The organism is Caldicellulosiruptor bescii DSM 6725 (assembly GCF_000022325.1).
Lineage (GTDB): Bacteria > Bacillota > Thermoanaerobacteria > Caldicellulosiruptorales > Caldicellulosiruptoraceae > Caldicellulosiruptor > Caldicellulosiruptor bescii.
Map to the genome: position 1 here is coordinate 357,821 of NC_012034.1, position 20,558 is coordinate 378,378.

Annotated in this window: 18 protein-coding genes and 2 pseudogenes; 17 read left to right on the forward strand and 3 right to left on the reverse strand. The window is 35.5% G+C overall.

Going from position 1 to position 20,558, the window contains the following annotated elements; genetic code table 11:
* Positions 1 to 5 precede the first annotated feature (5 nt).
* From ATHE_RS01525 to ATHE_RS01535, 3 genes are all read right to left on the reverse strand, one after another.
* Positions 6 to 422: a bifunctional nuclease family protein gene (locus ATHE_RS01525; RefSeq protein WP_013289631.1), complete on the reverse strand. Its 417-nt coding sequence runs from the start codon at positions 420 to 422 to the stop codon at positions 6 to 8.
* A gap of 71 nt (positions 423 to 493) precedes the next feature.
* Positions 494 to 2,581 (reverse strand): heavy metal translocating P-type ATPase, encoded by a 2,088-nt coding sequence (locus ATHE_RS01530; RefSeq protein ID WP_015906919.1) that lies wholly within the window; start codon positions 2,579 to 2,581, stop codon positions 494 to 496.
* Between the two features lie 19 nt (positions 2,582 to 2,600).
* Positions 2,601 to 2,978, reverse strand: coding sequence for an ArsR/SmtB family transcription factor (locus ATHE_RS01535; RefSeq protein ID WP_015906920.1), 378 nt, complete (start codon positions 2,976 to 2,978; stop codon positions 2,601 to 2,603).
* Positions 2,979 to 3,173: 195 nt separating this feature from the next.
* Here ATHE_RS01535 and ATHE_RS01540 point away from each other — a divergent pair, with 195 nt between their 5' ends.
* The 17 genes and pseudogenes from ATHE_RS01540 to ATHE_RS15425 all read left to right on the forward strand — a co-directional run.
* Positions 3,174 to 4,448, forward strand: a complete 1,275-nt coding sequence (locus tag ATHE_RS01540; RefSeq protein ID WP_015906921.1) for a glycosyltransferase — start codon at positions 3,174 to 3,176, stop codon at positions 4,446 to 4,448.
* Positions 4,445 to 5,272: an HAD-IIA family hydrolase gene (locus ATHE_RS01545; RefSeq protein WP_015906922.1), complete on the forward strand. Its 828-nt coding sequence runs from the start codon at positions 4,445 to 4,447 to the stop codon at positions 5,270 to 5,272. Before ATHE_RS01540 ends, ATHE_RS01545 begins: the two co-directional genes overlap by 4 nt.
* Positions 5,273 to 5,276: 4 nt before the next feature.
* A complete protein-coding gene (locus ATHE_RS01550; protein ID WP_015906923.1) occupies positions 5,277 to 5,909 on the forward strand; it encodes an SOS response-associated peptidase in 633 nt (210 codons plus the stop codon).
* A gap of 61 nt (positions 5,910 to 5,970) precedes the next feature.
* On the forward strand, positions 5,971 to 6,915 hold the full coding sequence (gene murB, locus ATHE_RS01555; RefSeq protein WP_015906924.1) for a UDP-N-acetylmuramate dehydrogenase: 945 nt from the start codon (positions 5,971 to 5,973) through the stop codon (positions 6,913 to 6,915).
* Between the two features lie 14 nt (positions 6,916 to 6,929).
* Positions 6,930 to 7,802, forward strand: a complete 873-nt coding sequence (gene rapZ, locus ATHE_RS01560; RefSeq protein ID WP_079504049.1) for an RNase adapter RapZ — start codon at positions 6,930 to 6,932, stop codon at positions 7,800 to 7,802.
* Position 7,803: 1 nt separating this feature from the next.
* Positions 7,804 to 9,126, forward strand: a complete 1,323-nt coding sequence (locus ATHE_RS01565) for a gluconeogenesis factor YvcK family protein (RefSeq protein WP_041727004.1) — start codon at positions 7,804 to 7,806, stop codon at positions 9,124 to 9,126.
* A 40-nt stretch (positions 9,127 to 9,166) separates the two neighbouring features.
* Positions 9,167 to 10,144 (forward strand): DNA-binding protein WhiA, encoded by a 978-nt coding sequence (whiA, locus tag ATHE_RS01570; protein ID WP_015906927.1) that lies wholly within the window; start codon positions 9,167 to 9,169, stop codon positions 10,142 to 10,144.
* Positions 10,119 to 10,457 (forward strand): HPr family phosphocarrier protein, encoded by a 339-nt coding sequence (locus ATHE_RS01575; RefSeq protein ID WP_015906928.1) that lies wholly within the window; start codon positions 10,119 to 10,121, stop codon positions 10,455 to 10,457. The genes whiA and ATHE_RS01575 overlap by 26 nt, the downstream gene beginning before the upstream one ends.
* A gap of 68 nt (positions 10,458 to 10,525) precedes the next feature.
* Positions 10,526 to 11,767, forward strand: coding sequence for a homocysteine S-methyltransferase family protein (locus ATHE_RS01580; protein WP_015906929.1), 1,242 nt, complete (start codon positions 10,526 to 10,528; stop codon positions 11,765 to 11,767).
* A 23-nt stretch (positions 11,768 to 11,790) separates the two neighbouring features.
* Positions 11,791 to 13,608, forward strand: coding sequence for a bifunctional homocysteine S-methyltransferase/methylenetetrahydrofolate reductase (locus tag ATHE_RS01585; RefSeq protein ID WP_015906930.1), 1,818 nt, complete (start codon positions 11,791 to 11,793; stop codon positions 13,606 to 13,608).
* A 278-nt stretch (positions 13,609 to 13,886) separates the two neighbouring features.
* Positions 13,887 to 14,086, forward strand: a pseudogene (locus ATHE_RS14465) (ISNCY family transposase); the annotation flags it as partial.
* A gap of 228 nt (positions 14,087 to 14,314) precedes the next feature.
* Positions 14,315 to 16,519, forward strand: a complete 2,205-nt coding sequence (locus ATHE_RS01590) for a peptidase domain-containing ABC transporter (protein ID WP_015906932.1) — start codon at positions 14,315 to 14,317, stop codon at positions 16,517 to 16,519.
* Complete coding sequence (locus tag ATHE_RS01595; RefSeq protein ID WP_015906933.1) at positions 16,516 to 17,916, forward strand: HlyD family efflux transporter periplasmic adaptor subunit; 1,401 nt, start codon at positions 16,516 to 16,518, stop codon at positions 17,914 to 17,916. The genes ATHE_RS01590 and ATHE_RS01595 overlap by 4 nt, the downstream gene beginning before the upstream one ends.
* Before the next feature lie 94 nt (positions 17,917 to 18,010).
* Positions 18,011 to 18,196 carry a lactococcin G-beta/enterocin 1071B family bacteriocin gene (locus ATHE_RS01600; protein WP_015906934.1) on the forward strand — a complete coding sequence of 62 codons (186 nt, stop codon included), beginning with the start codon at positions 18,011 to 18,013 and terminating at the stop codon, positions 18,194 to 18,196.
* 33 nt (positions 18,197 to 18,229) lie between these two features.
* On the forward strand, positions 18,230 to 18,451 hold the full coding sequence (locus ATHE_RS01605) for a hypothetical protein (RefSeq protein WP_015906935.1): 222 nt from the start codon (positions 18,230 to 18,232) through the stop codon (positions 18,449 to 18,451).
* A gap of 299 nt (positions 18,452 to 18,750) precedes the next feature.
* Positions 18,751 to 19,341 (forward strand): CPBP family intramembrane glutamic endopeptidase, encoded by a 591-nt coding sequence (locus ATHE_RS15325; RefSeq protein ID WP_143287411.1) that lies wholly within the window; start codon positions 18,751 to 18,753, stop codon positions 19,339 to 19,341.
* A 71-nt stretch (positions 19,342 to 19,412) separates the two neighbouring features.
* Positions 19,413 to 20,190 (forward strand): annotated as a pseudogene (locus ATHE_RS15425) (transposase); the annotation flags it as partial.
* Between the last annotated feature and the right edge of the window lie 368 nt (positions 20,191 to 20,558).

Consider the following 20,558-nt stretch of genomic DNA (forward strand, 5'->3'; position numbering starts at 1 on the left):
TCTTTTTACTGAGGAATCAGCTCTTCGTACTTATAGGTGAACTCTATGAGCTTTGGAGCCATATAAATTGGGCAGTTTACTCTCAGCGCAAGCGCAATTGCATCGCTTGGTCTTGAATCTATGACAGAAATTACATTGTTGTAGTCTCTTAGATGAAGCTGTGCAAAGTATGTTCCATCCTTGATGTCAGTAATAACAGCTTTCTGGATGGAAATTGAAAACTTTTGCATAATCTCAACCATCAAATCGTGTGTCAAAGGGCGAGGAAACTTTTGTTTTTCAAGCGCAAGTGCGATTGACTGAGCTTCAAGCGGTCCTATAAAGATGGGAAGAACCATTTTGTTGTTCTTGTCACACAGCAAGACTGCAAACCCTCCCCCCTCTTCAAAAAATGCAACGTTTTTAACATACATCTCTATCATCTCAAAACACCTCTTTTTAGCATCTATATTAAGAAAAGCAAAACCCCCTCTTAAATATTATACCTCTTTTTTTATCTTTTGAGCACTCTCAAAGAATTCAAAACTGCTAAAAGCATTGCACCGGTGTCTGCCACAACTGCTTCCCACAGATTTGCAACTCCCAGAATTCCTAAAAACATCACCGCAAATTTTATTCCAAGAGAAAGAACGATATTTTGAATAACAATCTTTCTTGTGAATCTTGAATCTTTTATCAAATCTACAATCTTATATAGCTTTTCATCAAGAAGAACAATATCTGCTGCCAATGTTGCAAGATAACTGCTGTTTTTTACAAATGAAATTCCCACATCACACACAGAGAGCACTGGCGAATCATTTGTTCCATCTCCCACATATACAACATATCCCAACTCTTTATTTTCAAGTTTTATTTTTTCGGCAATTCTTACCTTTTCTTCTGGAAGAAGTTCTGAGTAAATGCCGTCTATCGGAAGGTCTTTAACAATTTTTTCAGCCGCCTCTTTTTTGTCACCTGTCAGGATGTATATTTTTGAACCAAGACTTTTGAGGCGGTTAAAAACCTTTTTTACGTCATCTTTCAAAGAATCTTTCAAGGCAACATACCCACAGAATTTACCTTCACACGATACATAAATGTACAAAAATTCGGGTGATTTTTCAAAGCTATACTCAATTTTAACTCCATTTTCCTGCAAAAACTCTTTTGTGCCTATTAAAACCTTTTTGCCCTCAACAATTCCTTCTATTCCTCTTCCCGGATGTTCTTTGAGTTCTTGTACTGAAGAAAGAGAAATATCTTTTTGTTCAACTTGGCTTAATATAGATTTTGCTATTGGGTGATTCGAAAGACTTTCGATACTTATAAGAATTTTTAAAAACTCTTGTTGAGAAATTTCCACAGGCACTATCTTTTCAACAGAAAGAGTCCCATTTGTGATTGTTCCAGTTTTATCAAAAAGGAAACTGCCTATTTTTGATGCAAGAATATCTATATATTGAGAACCTTTTACTAATATTCCCTTCGAAGAAAGCTTTGAAATTGAAGCAAAATAGGAAAGTGGCACAGAAATAACAAGACTACAAGGGCAGGAGATGATTAAAAAGATAGCAGCCCTGTAAATCCACAGCGAAAAAGGTTGGTCAAATAACAGTGGTGGCAAGATAGCTAATATTATTGCTATAATAACTACCGACGGTGTATAAACCTTTGCAAATCTTGTTATGAACTTTTCGGTTTTAGATTTGTTTACAGATGCATTTTCAACAATCTCAACTATTCTGTGAAGCGCAGAATCTTTGTAAAAACTTTGAGCTTTGACTTCCAAAAACCCGTCAACTACCACGCTGCCAGCTAAAACTTTGTCATTTGGCTGAACAGAAAAAAGTTTTGATTCTCCTGTGATAGCAGAAGTATCCAAAAATGACTTTCCAGATACTACAATTCCATCAACCGGTACTCTTTCACCCGGTTTTACCACCACTATATCGTAAGGTACAATATCTTTTGGATTTACTTTCCTGATGCTATTGCCAATTTTCAAGTTTGCATACTCTATTTCAAGGTGTTTGAGAGCCTGTATGGTTTTTCTTGACTTGTTTAGTGCAACATCCTCAAGAATTTGGCCAATTTTATAAAGAAGCATAACAGATACTGCTTCAGGGTACTCTTTTAAAAAAATAGCTGATAATGTTGCCACTGTCATCAAAAAATTTTCATCAAATACTTGAAATTTTCTGAGGTTTTTGAAAAAGCTTAAGATAACATTTTTTCCTGAAAGAAGATATGAGAAAAGAAAAAAGATTAAGGCAAAATCTTCTTTTCTTGTAAGAAGTCCTACCCCAAAAAATATAGCAGAGATTACTACAGCTGAGATTTCACCCATGTTCAGCATTGGTTTTTCTTTTGGTGCCACAAGTACTCTTACCCCAGGTTCTATTTCATCTACAATCCTCTTTACCGCTTCAACAAATGTACTATAGTGTTTCTGGTCAACCTTTGCCGAGAGTTTCTTTGTTACAAAATTTAGCGAAACATCCTCTGCAAAAGAGAGCTTTGCCACTTTTTCTTCAATTTTTTGAGCACAATTAGCACATGAAAGATTTTCCAAAATTAATTCTACATTTACTTTTGACAAATTTGTCTCATCCTTTCATCTACTGGCTTTCGCTGAGATGCGTAAGACCGAGTTCAATTATACTTTTTACATGGTCATCCGAAAGAGAATAATACACAACTTTGCCGACTTTTCTGCTCTTTACTAACCTGAAAGCTTTTAGTAGCCTTAGCTGGTGAGATATTGCCGACTGGGATGTATTTAAGACTGCTGCTAAGTCGCATACACACATCTCAGAAACCAAGAGACTGCTTAATATTTTTATGCGTGTTGAGTCTGAAAAAACCTTGAAAAACTCAGAAAGGTCGAACATAACTTCTTCATCTGGAAGACTTTCTTTTACTTTTTGCACAATATCATTGTGGATTACACTACAGCTGCACAAATCAATCTTTTTTGATACTTCTTGATTTTTCAAATTCTTTTCACCTCAATTTCAAGATTGAACATTTGAATAATTGTTCATATATTCATTATAAAAGAAGATTTTTAAGAGGTCAAGAGAGTCTTTTTATTTTATGTTTCTGAAATGTTGTGTTGACGCTTTAGACTTTTGAGTGATAAACTCAAAAAAGAATAAAAAAACAATTTTTATCAAGGGGGAAAGCTGAAATTGAACTTAATTCTTCTCACAATAGGCTATCCACACCCCAAAAGAGATGTATTTGTGGGAAACGAAATAGATATTCTTACAAGGTTTTTTGATAAAATCTATATCGTACCGATTTGGCCGGGAAAGGTGCTACCTAAAAAGCTAAAGAACCTGAAAGAGCATATTCAAAATCCAAAGGTTGAGGTGGCTGATATAAGCTTTGGATTAAAAGAGATTCTATTTTTAAATCCAAAACTTGTAGAACTTATGATAAAAGAGATACTTAAGGCTGTATTTGCTCCAAAGCCTTTTTCATACAAGATATTAAATCTATGGATAATTTTTAGATGGACTTTCCTTACAAACATCACAGTTGCAAACTTAAGAAAACTTATAAAAAAATACAATATTCCTGTTCAGGATACAATACTCTATTCGTACTGGTTTCATTTTTTGGCGTTGTCAACCGCACTTTACAACCAGCCTTTTGCCCTGAAAGTCTCAAGAGCACACAGAGGAGATTTGTATGAAGAGAGCTATCCTCAGCCATGCAAAAAGTTTATTCTTGAAAACATTGATAAAGTTTTTGCTTGCTCAAAGATGGGTACTGACTATATAAACAAGAGGTATCAAACGAACAAAGCAGAAGTGTCGTACTTAGGGACTTTTAATGGATACAGTGTAAACATTGATAAGAAAAGAGATGAGATTTTCAAGATTGTCAGCTGCGCAAGGCTTGCCCCTGTGAAGAGGATTGATAAGATTGTTGATAGCCTTGAGAAGATTGACAGCGTCAAAATTTCGTGGACTCACATTGGCGATGGGGAGCTTTTTGAAGAGGTAAAATCATATGCCGAAAAGAAGCTCAGTAAGAAAAGTAATATTTCGTATAATTTTTTGGGATTTATGAAAAATGAAGATATTTTAAATCTCTATGCAAATGAAAATTTTAATTTATTTATAAACACAAGCCAGTCAGAGGGTCTTCCGGTTTCTATCATGGAAGCAATGTCGTATGGAATACCTGTTGTTGCAACAGATGTTGGTGGAACTAAAGAGATTGTGAAAAATGGAATAAACGGCTTTTTGCTTGACAAAAACTTTTCAGAATTTGACCTTGCAAGCCTTATAGAAAGATTTGCTACCATGAGCGAAGAAGATTATAAAAGGTTTTGCTATGGTGCAAGAGAAACATGGGAAGAGAATTTCAATGCTCAAAAATGCTATGAAGATTTTGCAAAAAGGCTTTTAGCTTTGGCAGCATCAAAAAATGAAAAAGGGGAAGCTGACAAATGAAGAATAGTAGCATTCTAAAAAACATAGACCTTTTCCTGCTTGACTTGGACGGCACAGTATATCTTGGTGAAAAGGTATTTGAAGGTGCAAGAGAGTTTATTAAACTCTTGAATAAAAATCAAAAAGAATTTCTATTTTTGACAAACAATTCATCAAAAAGTTCAGAAGAGTACTATTCAAAGCTTTTGAACATGGGCTTTGAGATTACAAAAGAAAACGTATTTACTTCAGGTCAGGCAATGGGAATTTATATAAAGACAATCCACAAAAAAGAAAAACCACCAAGAGTATATGTTGTTGGCACAACATCTTTAAAGAGAGAGCTAAAGTCGATGGGCATCGTTGTTGTTGACAGTCCAAATTACAATATAGACTATCTTGTTATAGGATTTGATACTACTCTTACCTACAAAAAGCTTTTAGATGCATGTGAGCTCATAAGAAGAGGTGTTCCTTTTTTGGCAACAAACCCGGACCTTGTCTGTCCTTTAGATGGTGGAAGATATATTCCAGATTGCGGGTCTATCTGCATCATGCTTGAGAATGCAACAAAGAAAAAACCTGTATTTGTTGGAAAACCTTCTTCCATAATGGTTGATATAATCTCGAACCTTAAAAAGGTTGAAAAAAGCAGGATTGCAATGATAGGAGACAGGCTTTACACAGACATGAAAATGGCAAAGGATAGCGGTATGGTTGCTGCTTTAGTGCTGTCTGGTGAGACAAAGATGAAAGATGTTGAGGCTTCAACTTTGAAACCAGATTTGATATATGGTTCAATAAAGGATATGTATGAGGAGCTAAAGCTGGTCTTTGGAGGGTAATTTTATGTGCGGAAGGTACTTTTTAAATCTTGATGAGAACATTGAGGAGATTAAAAAAATTTTAGATGAGATTTCTCAAAAATATGAAGGAAATCCTATTTTGCGGAAAGTAAAGTCGGGTGAGATATTTCCTACAGAGTTTGCTGCTTCAATTGTACCAAAAGACTTTCAAAGAGAAGCTGAGATTTTAAGATGGGGATTGCCTCTTCAAAACAAGAAAGAGGTCATAATAAATGCAAGAGCTGAGTCTATCTTGGAAAAGCCTCTGTTTTCCAGCATAATATCAAACAGGTGTTTGATTCCTGCTCAGGGCTTTTTTGAGTGGAACAAAAATGGCGGTAAAAAACAAAAGTTTTTCATAAAACCCAAAGATTGCAATGTCTTTTACATGGCAGGACTTTACAAAAGAATTGAGCTTGAAGGTGGGATACTTGTAGATGGTTTTGTCATCCTCACAACAGAGCCGGCAGAAGAAATAAAGCATATTCACAACCGCATGCCTGTGATACTGAAAAAGGAGTATGAAGATTTGTGGCTTTTTGAAAATGGGAGCACCAAAGCCCTAAAGAGTTTGTTTTCTCGCATATTGAAGCCATGGGAAGGTGGAATGGAGATAGTAGAGGTAAAAAACAATTAAATTTTTAGTTTAAATATAATATAATAAAATTTGAAACAGAAGCTTTTAAGGTGATAGAAAAATGGAATTTGAAATGTATTTAAAAAATTCAGGTATTGAGTTTCTAAAAGACCATCCGCTAAAAGAGTTTACAACATTCAAGATAGGCGGAAAAGCAAGATATATAGTATTTCCCAAAAGTACCAAGCAGCTTATCGAGATATTGACTTTAGCAAAAGATGAAGCGATAAACTACATTGTTGTTGGAAACTGCTCAAATGTTCTTGTCTCTGACAAAGGTTACAATGGTGCGATAATCACCACAGTTAAGATAGATTCTTTCAAAATAGATGGAAATTTAATTGAAGCAGAGTGTGGAGCAATGCTTTCTCATGTTGCGAGAAAAGCGTGCGAAGCAGGTCTAAAAGGTTTGGAGTTTGCAGTAGGAATTCCTGGCACTGTTGGTGGTGCTGTGTACATGAACGCTGGTGCATACGATGGCGAGATAAAAGATGTTTTTGAACGGGCAGAGGTTTTGGATGAGAACTTGAACCCAGTAGAACTTGGTAGGGCAGATATGAGATTTTCTTACAGGAACAGCCGGCTAAAGGAAGAAAAAATGGTGCTTCTCAGAGCAGTATTTTGCCTCAAATTTGCCGACAGAGAAGATATATCTCCTTTGCAAAAAGCAAATGAATTTTCAAAAAGACGGAGAGAAAAACAGCCTCTTTCTTATCCAAGTGCCGGTTCTGTGTTTAAAAGACCGCCAAACAACTTTGCAGGAAAGCTCATCGAGGATGCAGGATTGAAAGGATACAGAATAGGCGGTGCGTGTATATCAGAAAAACATGCAGGGTTTATCATAAACTTAGGAGATGCTAAAGCTGAGGATGTAAGAAAGCTCATCTATCTTGCTCAGAAATCTGTGTACGAAAAATTTGGAATTTTGCTTGAACCTGAAATTCAGTTCATAGGCGAGTTTGAGACACCACTTTTTGTACCAGTGGATGGACAAAATAGAAGATAAAAAGGGTGATTTTGTTGGAGATAGTAATAATAACTGGCATGTCTGGTGCTGGTAAGAGCTTGGCAATAAGGGCGTTTGAAGACATGGGATTTTTTTGTATAGACAACCTACCACCGCAGTTTTTACCCAAGATTGCTGAGCTTGCAAGTGCAACAAAAGAGAAGATTTCGAGGATTGCTGCGGTTGTAGACATTCGTGGCGGTGAACTTTTTGACGACTTCAAAGATGTTCTTCAGGAGCTGAAAAAGGATGACCGTAACTTTAAACTCCTCTTTTTAGATGCCCATGATGAGGTTCTTATAAAACGGTACAAAGAGACAAGGCGAAAACATCCTCTGAGTCATGAAGGTGACGGCAGCATTTTAGAAGCCATTCAAAAGGAAAGAGAAAAGCTTGAGGATATAAAAAGGTATGCTGACTTTGTGATTGATACATCCACACTTTTGCCAAAGGATTTAAAAGAGAAACTCTTTGAGATTTTTGTCCAGCAAAAGTCAAAAGAGGCAATGCTAATCACTATTATGTCATTTGGATTTAAATACGGGCTTCCGCTTGATGCTGACCTTGTTTTTGACGTCAGATTCATCCCTAACCCGTTTTATGTGGATACTCTCAAGTACAAAACAGGTAAGGACCCTGAAGTTAAAGAATATGTTTTAAAATGGGACGTCACAAAAGAATTCTTGCAAAAACTTTTTGACCTGATTTTATTTTTAATACCAAATTATGCAGAAGAAGGGAAAGGGCAGCTTGTAATTGCAATTGGCTGTACTGGTGGCAAGCACCGTTCTGTCACAGTGGCTGAAGAGCTTAAAAAGACTATTGAAAACCAGGGATATAAAGTTTCAATATTTCATAGAGATATAGAGAAAGATATAAAAGGGTGACATGCCAATGATATTTGATTTTCTAAAAACAGGTATTTATATAAAAAGATGGATTGTTTTGATGTTATTAAGTGTTATATTAATTTCTGCCTCTTTGACGAAAGATATTGACATTTTTAGTATTTCAGTGGGACTTCGCACCTCTTTGCGCATAGGATTATTTGTTTTAGGAATTGGAGTTTTTTTGATTTCGCTGATGGGTTTAATAAAGGGTTTTATAAGGCTTTTGAACAAAAGTTTGCCATACAGAATAAGTCAGAAGACCATATTTGATGCTATATATTCAAAAGGGTTTTTGGAAAAAGGGCCAAGGATTGTTGCAATCGGTGGTGGTACAGGACTTTCTACAATGCTCAGGGGTATAAAGAATCTCACAGCAAACATCACAGCAGTTGTAACTGTTGCAGACGATGGAGGGGGGTCAGGAAAGCTCAGAGAAGACCTTGGCATGCTTCCACCGGGTGATATCAGAAACTGCATACTGGCCTTAGCAAACACAGAAGAGATTATGCAAAAGCTTTTGAATTACAGGTTCAAGGAAGGAAGCCTTAAAGGTCAGAGTTTTGGCAACCTGTTCTTAGCTGCAATGACAGGAATTGCAGGTAGCTTTGAAAAAGCGGTAAAACTCATGAGCGAGGTTTTAGCAGTTCGAGGAAAAGTTCTGCCTGTGACTCTTGACAATATTAATCTTTGTGCTGAGCTTGAAGACGGCAGGGTAGTTGTTGGCGAGTCAAAAATTCCTGAAGAGGTGAAAAATTCTAAGACCCCAATAAAAAGAGTTTTTATAACTCCATCTGATGCAAAGCCATATCCTGAAGTTCTGGATGAGATTGAAAAGGCGGATGTGATAATAATTGGACCGGGGAGCCTTTATACAAGCATTATGCCAAATCTTGTGTTCAAGGAGGTTGTTGAGAGTATAAAGAAAAGCAGAGCCAAAAAGATTTACGTTGCAAATATTATGACACAGCCTGGTGAAACTGACGGATACCTCTTGTGTGACCATATAGAAGCAATAGAGAGACATTGCGGCGGAAGGATTTTTGACATTGTTATTGTGAACAACCAGCCAATTCCTCCAGATGTGCTGGAGAGATACAGGGAAGATGGTGCACAGCCTGTCTGGAGTGACAAGAAAACAGTTGAGAAGGGATATACAGTGGTAGAAGAAGGACTTTTGAGCATTTCTAACGGACTTATTCGTCACAACTCAGCAAAACTTGCAAGGGTTGTGAGCAACATCGTCTATGGCAAGGATGTGATCCATGAGTACAGATTAGGGTATCTGAGATTGAAAAATTTTAGTAAACCGTTTAAGAGCTGAAGCGCAGCAAAAAAAGCTTTCTTTTTGGGGGTAAACAAAAATGTCTTTTTCATCGACTGCAAAAGCAGAAGTGAGCAAAAAACTTTCTCAAAATTCCTGCTGCGCAAGAGCTGCAGCTGCAGCATTTTTGAAATTCACAGGGAACATATATGAACTTGATGGTACTTTTTCATTTAAAACTTCATTTGAAAATGCTCAGACTGCAAGGTCTTTTTTCCTTCTCATGAAAAACGGGTTTTCAAAACACTGTGAGGTAAGTATCAAGAAAAATAGTAAGCTGCAGAAAAACTATGTATATACTATCTTTTTACCTCCAAGCAGCGACAACATAGGCGTTTTGAAAGACCTTCATTTTGTTAGAAAAGGTGCAAAAGAGTATCATCTCAGTTTTTCGCTAAAAGAGGAGCTTGTGAGGAAAAAATGCTGCAGAAAGGCTTTTTTGCAGGCAACATTTTTGTCGTGCGGTTCTATTACAAACCCTGAGAAGATGTATCATTTGGAGTTTGATGTGAAAACAAAGGATGATGCGGAGTTTTTGCAGAAGGTTTTAAAGAGTTTTGAGTTTGAGGCAAAAATTGTTGAAAGAAAGTCTCATTATGTAGTATACTTAAAAGAAGGTGATAGAATAGTAGACTTTTTAAACATAATTGGAGCACATTCTTCACTTTTAGAGCTTGAAAATATTCGCATAGTAAAAGAGCTCAGAAACAATGTCAACCGTCTTGTCAATTGTGAAACAGCTAATTTAGAAAAGACTATAAATGCTTCTATGAGGCATATAGAAAATATTGAATTTATTGAAAGAACAATTGGTATTGAAAACCTTCCACAGAATCTGCAAGAGATAGCACGCCTTAGGATTAAATATAAAGATGCCTCTTTGAAAGAATTAGGTAATATGCTTGAAAAACCACTTGGCAAATCTGGTGTCAATCATAGGCTGAGGAAAATAGATAAAATTGCCGAGGAACTTAGAAAAGGAGGAGTAGTACATGCAAAGCCTTCACATGAAGATTGAAAATTCTCAGGGGATCACATCACGCGCTGCAGCCCTGCTTGTTCAGGTTGCAAGTAAGTTCAAGTCCCTAATTTTAATAGAAAAAGATGAGAAAAGAGCCAACGCAAAGAGTATAATGGGTTTGATGTCGCTTATGGTGGACTATGGCGATGAAGTGACAATTATTACAGATGGTGAGGATGAGAAAGAAGCTTTGGAAGCTGTTTTGAAGCTTATTCAGTCAGATTTCAGCGAGCAGGTTGCTGATGAAATCACCCAACAAGAAACAAAAAAGGAAAACCAAAGAGAAAATGGTGAAGATAACAATGAATAAGTATTTTGGAGGGGCTGCTTAATTTTTTTTTAAGCAGCTTTTTTTAAAATTTAAAAGAGAGGATGGTATTGGCATTGCTACAAGATGAGCTTTATAGAAGAGTTTTGATTTTTGATGGGGCGATGGGCACTCAGCTTATTCAAAATGGCTTGACAGAAGATGAATGTCCTGATTTGTGGTCGGTAACACGACAGGATGTAGTTTCGTCTATTCACAGGCAGTACTTTGAAGCTGGGTCTGACTGTGTTGAGACAAACACCTTTGGCGCAAACAGAGAAAAGCTCAAGAAATATGGACTTGAAAATGAGGTTGAGAATATAAACAAATGTGCGGTCAAGCTTGCAAAAGAGGTTGCAAAAGAGTATAGCGGGTATGTTGGGCTCTCTGTTGGACCAACAGGCAGGCTTTTTATTCCCTCAGGTGATCTTAGCTTTGATGAGGCAGAAAGTATATTTTACGAACAGATTCTAAGCGGAATTGAGGCAGGAGCTGACTTTGTTTCAATCGAAACCATGTCTGATATAAAAGAAGCAAAGGCTGCATTTTTTGCATATAAAAAGGCAAAAGAAGAGTTGAAAAAAGATATACCCTGTTTGATATCTCTTACGTTTGAGCAAAACAAAAGGCTTTTGATGGGAACTCCTCCTGAGGTTGCAGCTTATTATTTTAGTTCAATTGGTTGTGACATTGTTGGTGCTAACTGTTCTGGTGGTGCGATACAGCTTTTAGAAATTATAAAGCAGATGCAGTTTTTTTCGTTTGTTCCGCTTTCAGTAAAACCAAACGCAGGGCTGCCTAAGGTGGTTGATGGCAAGACCATCTATGAAAGCTGCATTCCTGAGTTTGTAAATTTGGCAGATGAGTTTGTTGAAAATGGAGTCAGGCTCTATGGTGGTTGCTGTGGCACAAACCCTGAGTATATCAAGTCAATATCTAAGGTTTTAAAAGGAAAAGAGGTTTCATTTGAGAGTAGCACACAGAAGAAGTTTATAACATCAATTTATTCCTTGCTTGATATTTCTCAAAAATTTAGTGTTTATGAATTCAAACTCACAAATGATTTCTCGCCAGAGGCTGTCTTTGAACTTGCAGGGCTTGAAGAGGATGTGATATTTGTTGATATTGATGAGAATGTAGAGCCTGAGGTTTTAAAAGAATTTTTAATAGAATCTCAGGATTTTTCTAAAAAACCTTATATTTTTAATATAGAGACAAAGTCTCATGTAGATGTTATTGAAAGGTATTACTTTGGTGCATATGGGGCAGTATCAAGCATACACGGCAAAAGCGCGGTCAATGTGCAGATATAAGTATATGATGAGGAGGGCGCAAATTGAAAAAAAGCTTTAGAGAATTTTTAAAAGAGCAGGCTATTGTAATTTTTGACGGTGCAATGGGTACACAGCTTCTTTTGAGAGGATTTTCGGTTGATTTTCCACTTGAGTGGGCAAATGTAGCAAATCCTGAGCTTGTAAAGCAAATTCATACAGACTATATTTTAGCAGGTGCAACTTGTGTTGAAACTAACACCTTTGGTGCAAATGAGTGCAAACTCAAGGTTTTTGGGTTTGAAAACGAGGTTGAGAGGATAAACAGAAGTGCTGTCAGGATTGCAAAAGAGGTAGCAGAGAATAAAGTTTATGTCATAGGCAGTGTTGGACCCCTTGGAAAACCAGTTGGCAATGGTTTTGAGATAGATGATAAAAAAGCAAAAGATGTATATAAAAGACAGCTTTATTTTCTTTTGGACGAAGGGGTTGATGCGATAATATTTGAGACAGCTGCATCAACACATGAGGTTCAAATCGCAATTGAAGCTTTGAAGGAGCTAAATGATAAAATTCCATATATAATTCAGTTTTCTTTTACCAAAGAGCTGAGCACAGTATATGGGGAAGATATCTACAGGGTCATAGAATTTTTGAAATCTACAAATGCAGATGTTGTAGGACTTAACTGTGGCAATGGACCGCAAAAAACTTTAGAGGCATTGAAAATATTCTCACAGCATTTGAAAGGTCCATTTTCTGTCCAGCCGAATGCGGGATACCCTCAGCTTATTCAAGGACGACCTGTTTTTTCAACATCGGCGAATTATTTTGCATCGTTTGTTCCTGAATATATCAAACTTGGTGCAAAGATTATTGGAGGATGCTGTGGAACAGGTCCTGAACATATAAAGGCTGTCAAAGAAAAGATAAAAGAGGTTTCACCTTCCATAGAGATTGAAGTGGTTGAAAGAAAAGAAGAACAGAAAGCAGTTTTAAAAGACACTCCATCTGAGCTTTCTCAAAAACTTGGTAAGAAATTTATCTTTACAGTTGAGATAAGTCCACCCAAAGGAATTGAGCTTGAAAAGACAAAAGAGGGTGTGAAGCTTTTAAAAGAGGCCGGAGCAGACACAGTAAACATTGCAGACTCTCCAATGGCAAGGGTAAGAATTTCTCCAATTGCTCTTGCTCATATACTCAAAGAAGAGCTGGGTATGGAGTCAATACTGCACTTTACATGCAGGGATAGAAACCTTATCTCTCTTCAGTCAGAGCTTCTGGGTGCAGCAGCGCTTGGGGTTAAAAATGTGTTGGCGCTCACAGGCGACCCACCATCAATTGGCGACCATCCACAGGCAAAACCTGTTTTTGATGTTAACTCTGAAGGTCTTGTTTTAATTCTGAGTAGGCTAAATAACGGTACAGATTACATGGGCAATCCAATTGGCAAGGCGACAAACTTTACAATAGGTGTTGCGCTAAATCTTAACGCAGATGATTTGGGAAAAGAGATAGAAAAGCTCAAGCACAAGATTGAAAATGGGGCGCACTTTATAGAAACACAGCCAATTTACGAACCGGAAACCTTAGAGAGATTTTTTGAAAAGGTTGATTTTAAACTCCCACCAATTTTAGGCGGAATTTTGCCGCTAAGGTCACCACGCCATGCCGAGTTTTTGCACAACGAGGTGCCAGGAATCACAATACCTGACAAAATCCGTGAGAGAATGCGCACTTCCAAGGAACCTGCAAAAGAGGGCGTAGAGATTGCCTGTGAGATAGTTGAGAAAATAAAACACATGGTAAGCGGCATTTACATCATGCCACCTTTCGAAAAATATGAGATGGCTGTTGAGATAATTAGGAATTTCAAGATTTAGCCATTTTAGGTTTTTCCAAAGGCTGCTTTGTAAACATATAATATATTTAAATGAATTTGCATACAGGCAGCCTTTTAAGTTTTTTTTATGGATTAAACTTTTAGTAACAATTTAGATAGTAAATTTGAAGAATCAAAAGGAATTTAAATAAAAGTTAATAGCTTATTGAATAAAACTGGTTAACAGAAAAGACAATAGGTGGATATACAAAAAGCTATCCTCCTTGAGGTAAAATAATAGCGAAAGAAACCAAGAACACATAACAAAAGAGGATGGCAATGACTAATTTTATTAAAACACAAAATCAAAAATTTTTAATAAAAGTCTTTATGACAATTGAGAAGGTAATAAAAGCTTTGGGATTAAAGATAAAAAGTAATAAAAGAAGAGGACTAAAGAAGTTTAAGTTAAGCCATATATGTCTTGTTTTATTTATAAACATAGTAAGATAAACAATTTTCAAACTTATCATTTTAAAAACTCAAGAAAATTTAAGCTATTTAAAGAAAAGTATATTCTGAGCTCAAAATTTAGTTGAAAATGGGCTAAAAAAAAAAAAAACGAGATTGACAGAGTGAAAATGTATAAGATAAAATTTGCATAGAAATTCCAAGAAGATGTTTACAGAAAAAATAGCTTGAGTACAAAACAGCCTAAATAAGAAAATAAAGAAGCAAATATATCAAAAATCAAGTGTGATGAAGAGATGAGGAAAAGATACTATTGTGTAAAGCAGCATGATATAACAGATTGTGCAGCAGCAAGCTTAGCAACAATTTGTTTGCAATATGGAAAAGAAGTATCGATAGCCAGAATAAGGCAGATGGCAGGGACAGACAGGTTTGGCACCACAGCATATGGAGTTGTAAAAGCGGCAGAAAAGCTTGGATTTGAAGCAAAAGCAGTCAGGGCAGAAGCAAAAGAAGCAATATTTGAAAAAATACCACTTCCGTGTATAGCACATGTACTGATAGATGGCAAGCTATTTCATTATGTTGTAATACATGAAATAAGAAAAGAAAGGATAGTAATAGCAGACCCGGCAAAAGGAATAGTTAAGCTAAATCCAGAAGAGTTTTTTAAGATATGGACAGGCATTTTGATACTTCTTGTACCAAATGAGAGGTTCAAGAAAGGAAAGCAAGAGGGAGTTTTGAAAAAGTTTTTCAAGTTATTGAGACCACAGAAGGACTTGATATTGAATATTTTTGCAGTGTCAGTTGTATATACCTTGCTTGGGATAGCGGCAGCATTTTATTACAAGTTTTTGATGGATGATGTAATACCGAATCTTTTGAAGAATACACTTCACATTATAGCAGCAGGTGCGATACTGATTACAATATTCAAGGTGATATTAGGGGCATTCAGGGTAAGGCTTTTGATACATTTAAGTCAAAGATTAGATATTAAGCTGATGCTGGGATATTATGAACATGTGATAGAGCTTCCGATGAGTTTTTTTGGTAGCAGGAAGATAGGGGAGATAATATCGAGGTTTATGGACGCATCAAAGATAAGGGATGCAGTATCTGGTGCAACTTTGACGCTAATGATAGACAGCATAATGGCAGTGGCAGGCGCAAGTATTTTATACCTGCAAAATTCCACACTGTTTTTTATAGCGCTTGTGATGGTTTTGCTATACGCAGCAGTAGTGTTTGGATTTAACAGGGTATTGAGGGAAGCGAACAGGCAGGAGATGGAAGACAATGCAATTTTGACATCGTATTTAGTAGAGTCACTGAATGGGATAGAAGTAGTAAAGGCATTTAATATAGAAGAGGATGTAAATTTTAAGACAGAGAGCAAGTTTGTAAAGCTATTAAAAGATGTGTTTAAGGTAGCGAATTTAAACAATTTGCAGAGTAATATAAGCAGCGCAATAGCAGCGGTAGGAGTTATGGTAATACTATGGGTTGGTGCACACAAAGTAATAAATGGGCAGATGAGCATAGGGGAGTTGTTTACGTTCAATGCACTGCTTGCATACTTTGTAGACCCGATAAAGAACTTGATAGGATTGCAGCCGATGTTGCAGACGGCGATAGTTGCAGCCGAAAGGCTGAGCGAAATTTTGGAACTTGAGAGTGAGTTTCAAGATGACGAAGAAAGGAAATTATCACCCAGTTTGAAGGGTGATATAGAGATAGAGGGTTTGAACTTCAGATACGGTACAAGACAGCTTGTGCTGAGGGATATAAATCTTAAGATAAGAAGAGGAGAGAAGATAGCGATAGTAGGTGAGAGTGGTTCAGGTAAGACCACGTTAGCAAAATTGCTTTTAGGATTTTATGATTATGAAAGCGGAGAGATAAGAATAAATGGCTATAACTTAAAAGATATAAACAAGAAGCATTTGAGGGAGAAGATAGCATATATATCTCAAGACATCTTTTTGTTCAGTGGTACGATATTTGAGAATTTGGTATTAGGCAACAGGAATATAAAAATGGAAGATATAATTGAAATAAGCAGATTAACCACACTGGATGAGTTTGTATCAAAACTTCCTTTGAGATACAATACCATGATAGAAGAGAATGGAGCTAATTTGTCAGGCGGGCAGAAGCAGCTAATAGCAATAACCAGGGCACTTTTAAAAAATCCTGAGATAGTGATAATGGATGAAGCGACCAGTAATCTTGATTCTGTAACTGAGCAGGCGATAGGAAAGGTAATAGAGAAGGTATGTGAGGGGATAACCACTATAATAATAGCGCACAGGCTATCCACTATTTTGAAATGCGACAGGGTTGTGGTAATGCATGAAGGCAGGATAGTAGAGGTGGGAACGCATGAGGAGCTGATGAGAAAGAAAGGGTATTATTATAACCTGTGGAGAGAGCAGCTGATGGGACTTGAGCAAAAAGGGCTATGGGATTTGGTTGGGAGTGCAGCTGGAGGATGAGAGAAGTAATATATGATTTTAGTGAACTTAAGGAAAGCAAGCTTTTGTATGAATTAGAGATTCCAAGGTATGGACTTTTTATTACATATATTTTGCTTGCCTTAGTGATAGGGCTTGTTTTGTGGAGTGTGGTAGGAAAAATTGATATAAATGTAAAGGTTCAAGGAATAGTAAGACCATTAGAAGATGAAGCAAAGGTTGTAAGTTATGTTGGAGGGAAGGTAAAAGAGGTTTTTGTAAAAGAAGGTGAATATGTAAAGAAAGGTGATATTTTATTTAAGATTGATGATGAGGAGTATGTAAAGAGGAGGGATTTTTTGAAACAGCAACTTAGCGAATATGAGAAAAGGATTGATGATTTGAAAGAATTGAGAAAAAGCATAGAAAAAGGCGAAAATCTTGGGAATAAAAATAATGCATACTATTTGAGGTACTTGAGCTATAGTTATGAGATAAACAAATTAAAAAAAGCAGCAGAAGAAGCAAGAGTACAAAGAGAATACAGTATAATGGATTTTAAAAAGCAGATGGAGAGTTTGGATGAGAAGATTAAAAATATCGATAAATTTGAAAGCACGTTAAAAGAAATAAAGGAAGTTGTAAGTAAAGGTGAGCAAGTTAAGCTAACAAAATACGACATAGGGTATTTGGAATTTATATTAAGTGAAATAGAAGTTTACAATCAGCAGGTGAAGACAAAATTGGATGGTAGTAATATACATAATGAGATTTTAATATTGAAAATAGATTCAAAGCTTGATGAGCTGAGGCAGTCAAAAAGTGAGATAATTTTACAGAAACAGAAAATAGAAGGGCAGCTGAAACTGCTAAACATTTCAGGTGATGATACAAAAGAAGAAATTGAAAAGTATAAGTTTGATGTACTACAGCAGATTGATAATGAGATTAATAATTTAAGCAGTGAAATAAAGAATTTGAAAATAAGTTTAGAAGAAACAGAGAGATTGATAGAGAGTTGTAGTATAAGAGCGGAAAAAGATGGTTATGTAGAATCCAGTGAAAATCTTCTCAAGGGAGCGGTGGTAAACAGCGGAGCTGAGATTGGCAGGATAGTTGGTAGTGGGTCAAGAGGATTTAAGGTTATTGGATACATGCCAAATACAAAAGGTAGTAGCATAGAAATAGGGCAGAATGCAAGGGTGAAATTTGCGGGAGCAAGTAATTTGAATGTAGTGGAAGGGAAGGTTGTAAGGGTATCGCGGGATATAAAGGTAGCAACTCAAAACGGGCAAGGGTTTTATGAGGTTGAGGTAGAAGCAAAGAAAGTTCCAAAAGGTATTAATTTGAGGGCAGGGCAAGCATGTGAGATGAGCATAGTGTCTAAGCAGAAACGTTTGATTGAATGGGTGTTAGAAAAGTTGGGATTGAGGTTATGAGGGTAGGCAACAACCTCTTTTTGCGGCCGCAGGAGGTTGGGATATAGTAAAAATAGTAAAAATAAAATTATACAAAAAGGAGGTTCGAGATGTTATGGGTGAAGAAGTTTTAAAAAGGTATAAGGCTTTAGTCAATGTTAATGAACTTTTGGAAATTAATGGTGGTAGTTTTTTATCTATATTTGCAAAAGGCTTAGAAATTATTGGTGTTGTGGAAGCAATATATGAATTTGGGAAAGGATTTATTGATGGATTTAAAGATGGTATAAAAGTAAAGTAAAAATTCTAATAATTGTTAAAGGGGGTGAAGAAGATGAGTGGTAACATTCAATTAAGCAACGATGATTTACTAACAATAAATGGAGGAGAAATATTACACTGGGTCGGATATATTTTAGGTTATTGCGCTGGTGTTGTTACAAAATTTGCATTATCAGATCCAATTTACCCGCCAGAGAAGATGGATTCAAACACTGTTTGGGGAAATGTAGTCAACTATGATACGTCTGTCCCCACTGTTACAATTAAGAAATAGTTGACGTTAGTTTCATATTTGAGTAGAGGTTTCTATTTATAAAAATAGAAACCTCTACTCTTTGGTTTAAAATAACTGAATTAGACTGAGGAGAGATTTGGGTGAGTCAAAGTAGTCATACTATAAAAAGAAAGCAATGTTTAGTAAAGTGTATTGTGATTTATTTAATTTCAAGTGTGCTATGTTTGTTTTTTGTATATATATTTACAGATGAATGGAATTCAACCTTAAGCCAAATATTTAGCGATCTGGTAACTATAATTTTTGTGATAATTTTCTGTAGTAGTGAGTTGAAATATATGTTAAATTATTCAAATTCGAGATATATACTTACATTTAGAAATATTGTATGTTTTATCGGCATTGGAATTACTTACAATTTAATAGTAGATACAGTAGATAAAATATTAAAATTATACAAATATATACCTGACAGTAAGATCTACTTTGAGTTTATTAATGGTTTAAATTATAGCGGTATCAAATTTGGATTAATTGTTCTGGCAATTGGGATTGTTGGACCAATAATTGAAGAGGTAATATTTAGAGGACTATTACTAGAAATTTTTATGAACAAATTAAATATTACAGTAGCAGTATTGTCAGATGCATTTGTTTTCGCAGTTTTCCACGGAAATTTATATCAAGGTTTTTACGCATTTACTTTTGGGATATTAGTTTGCTTTTTCTATTTGTGGACAAGAACAATTATTGTTCCAATTATTATACACATATCTGCTAATACTTTCACTTTATTTATGAAAAATATTTCTATTAATTCGAAGTTGGTATTTATACTATTTCTCGCAAGTTTAATTTTTTTCACAAAGACTATTTTTAACTTTTATAAGCTGAGGTCGTTGAATAAAAGAAATAACCATATAGAGTAAACATAGTAACAAAAGAAAAAAGCCCCCCTTGTGTTATAATTTTAATTTACGAGAAAACCACAACAAAACACAAGGGGATAAAGAGTTTCAGAGAATTAGAATATCGAATAAGCCAAAACACAGAGTTTAAAAGGGCAATATGTATAGAAGAAAGTCCAAACTATTCATATTTTGCAAAGTTGTCAAGAAAAATAGAGGAAGAATACATGCAAGATATAAAGGACATAGTAATAGCTGGAATAAAACTTGAGATGAGTATAGCAATAGTTGACTCTACTCCACTGAGAAGTGCTAAAATGATTCAGAATCGAAAATAGGTATACATATTACAATAGGATTTTTCAAGGGATACAAATTACATCTTTTGTGTACAGGTAAAGAAGAAGTAATACCCCTTTTTTGGTTTTAACAACAGCAAATAAACATGACTCAAGATAAGAAGAACTTTTGTATAGGGCATGGGGTTATAACGGTGAGATTGTATCAGCAGATGCAGGATACGATTGTGGCAGATGGTTTAATATAACAAATAAGTTAAATATTAAATTTATTGCTGGGATAAACAAAAGTAACATGAAAGATAAAAACAATGTTAGCAATAGTTTTAGAAGCAAGAACATAAGATTCTTAGAAACTGAAGAGGGTAAAAAGCTGTACAAGCAGAGAACAAAGATCGAAAGGTTATTTAGCAATTTAAAAGGTGAATATAATCTTGAAAATGTGAGGCTCAAGGGGTTTAGAAATTATAAAAGGCACATTGATTGGATACTAATTACTTTTCTATTTGATCAACTTCTTAGAAAGTTAGAAGGTAAGAAGTTTTCTTTCTCTTATGACTGGAATCAATAACTTTTGTCTATTTCATGTATTATTGTTAATATTTTTTATTCAATAACCTATTATTAAAACTCAAAATAAAAAATTTTCAAAAGTTTTTATGACAATTGAGAAGGTATTAAAACTCTAAGATTAAAGATAAAAAGTAATAAAAGAAGAGGACTAAAGAAGTTTAAGTTAAGCCATATATATCTTGTTTTATTTATAAACATAGTAAGATAAACAATTTTCAAACTTATCATTTTAAAAACTCAAGAAAATTTAAGCTATTTAAAGAAAAGTATATTCTGAGCTCAAAATTTAGTTGAAAATGGGCTAAAAAAAACGGGATTGACAGAGTGAAAATGTATAAGATAAAATTTGCATAGAAATTCCAAGAA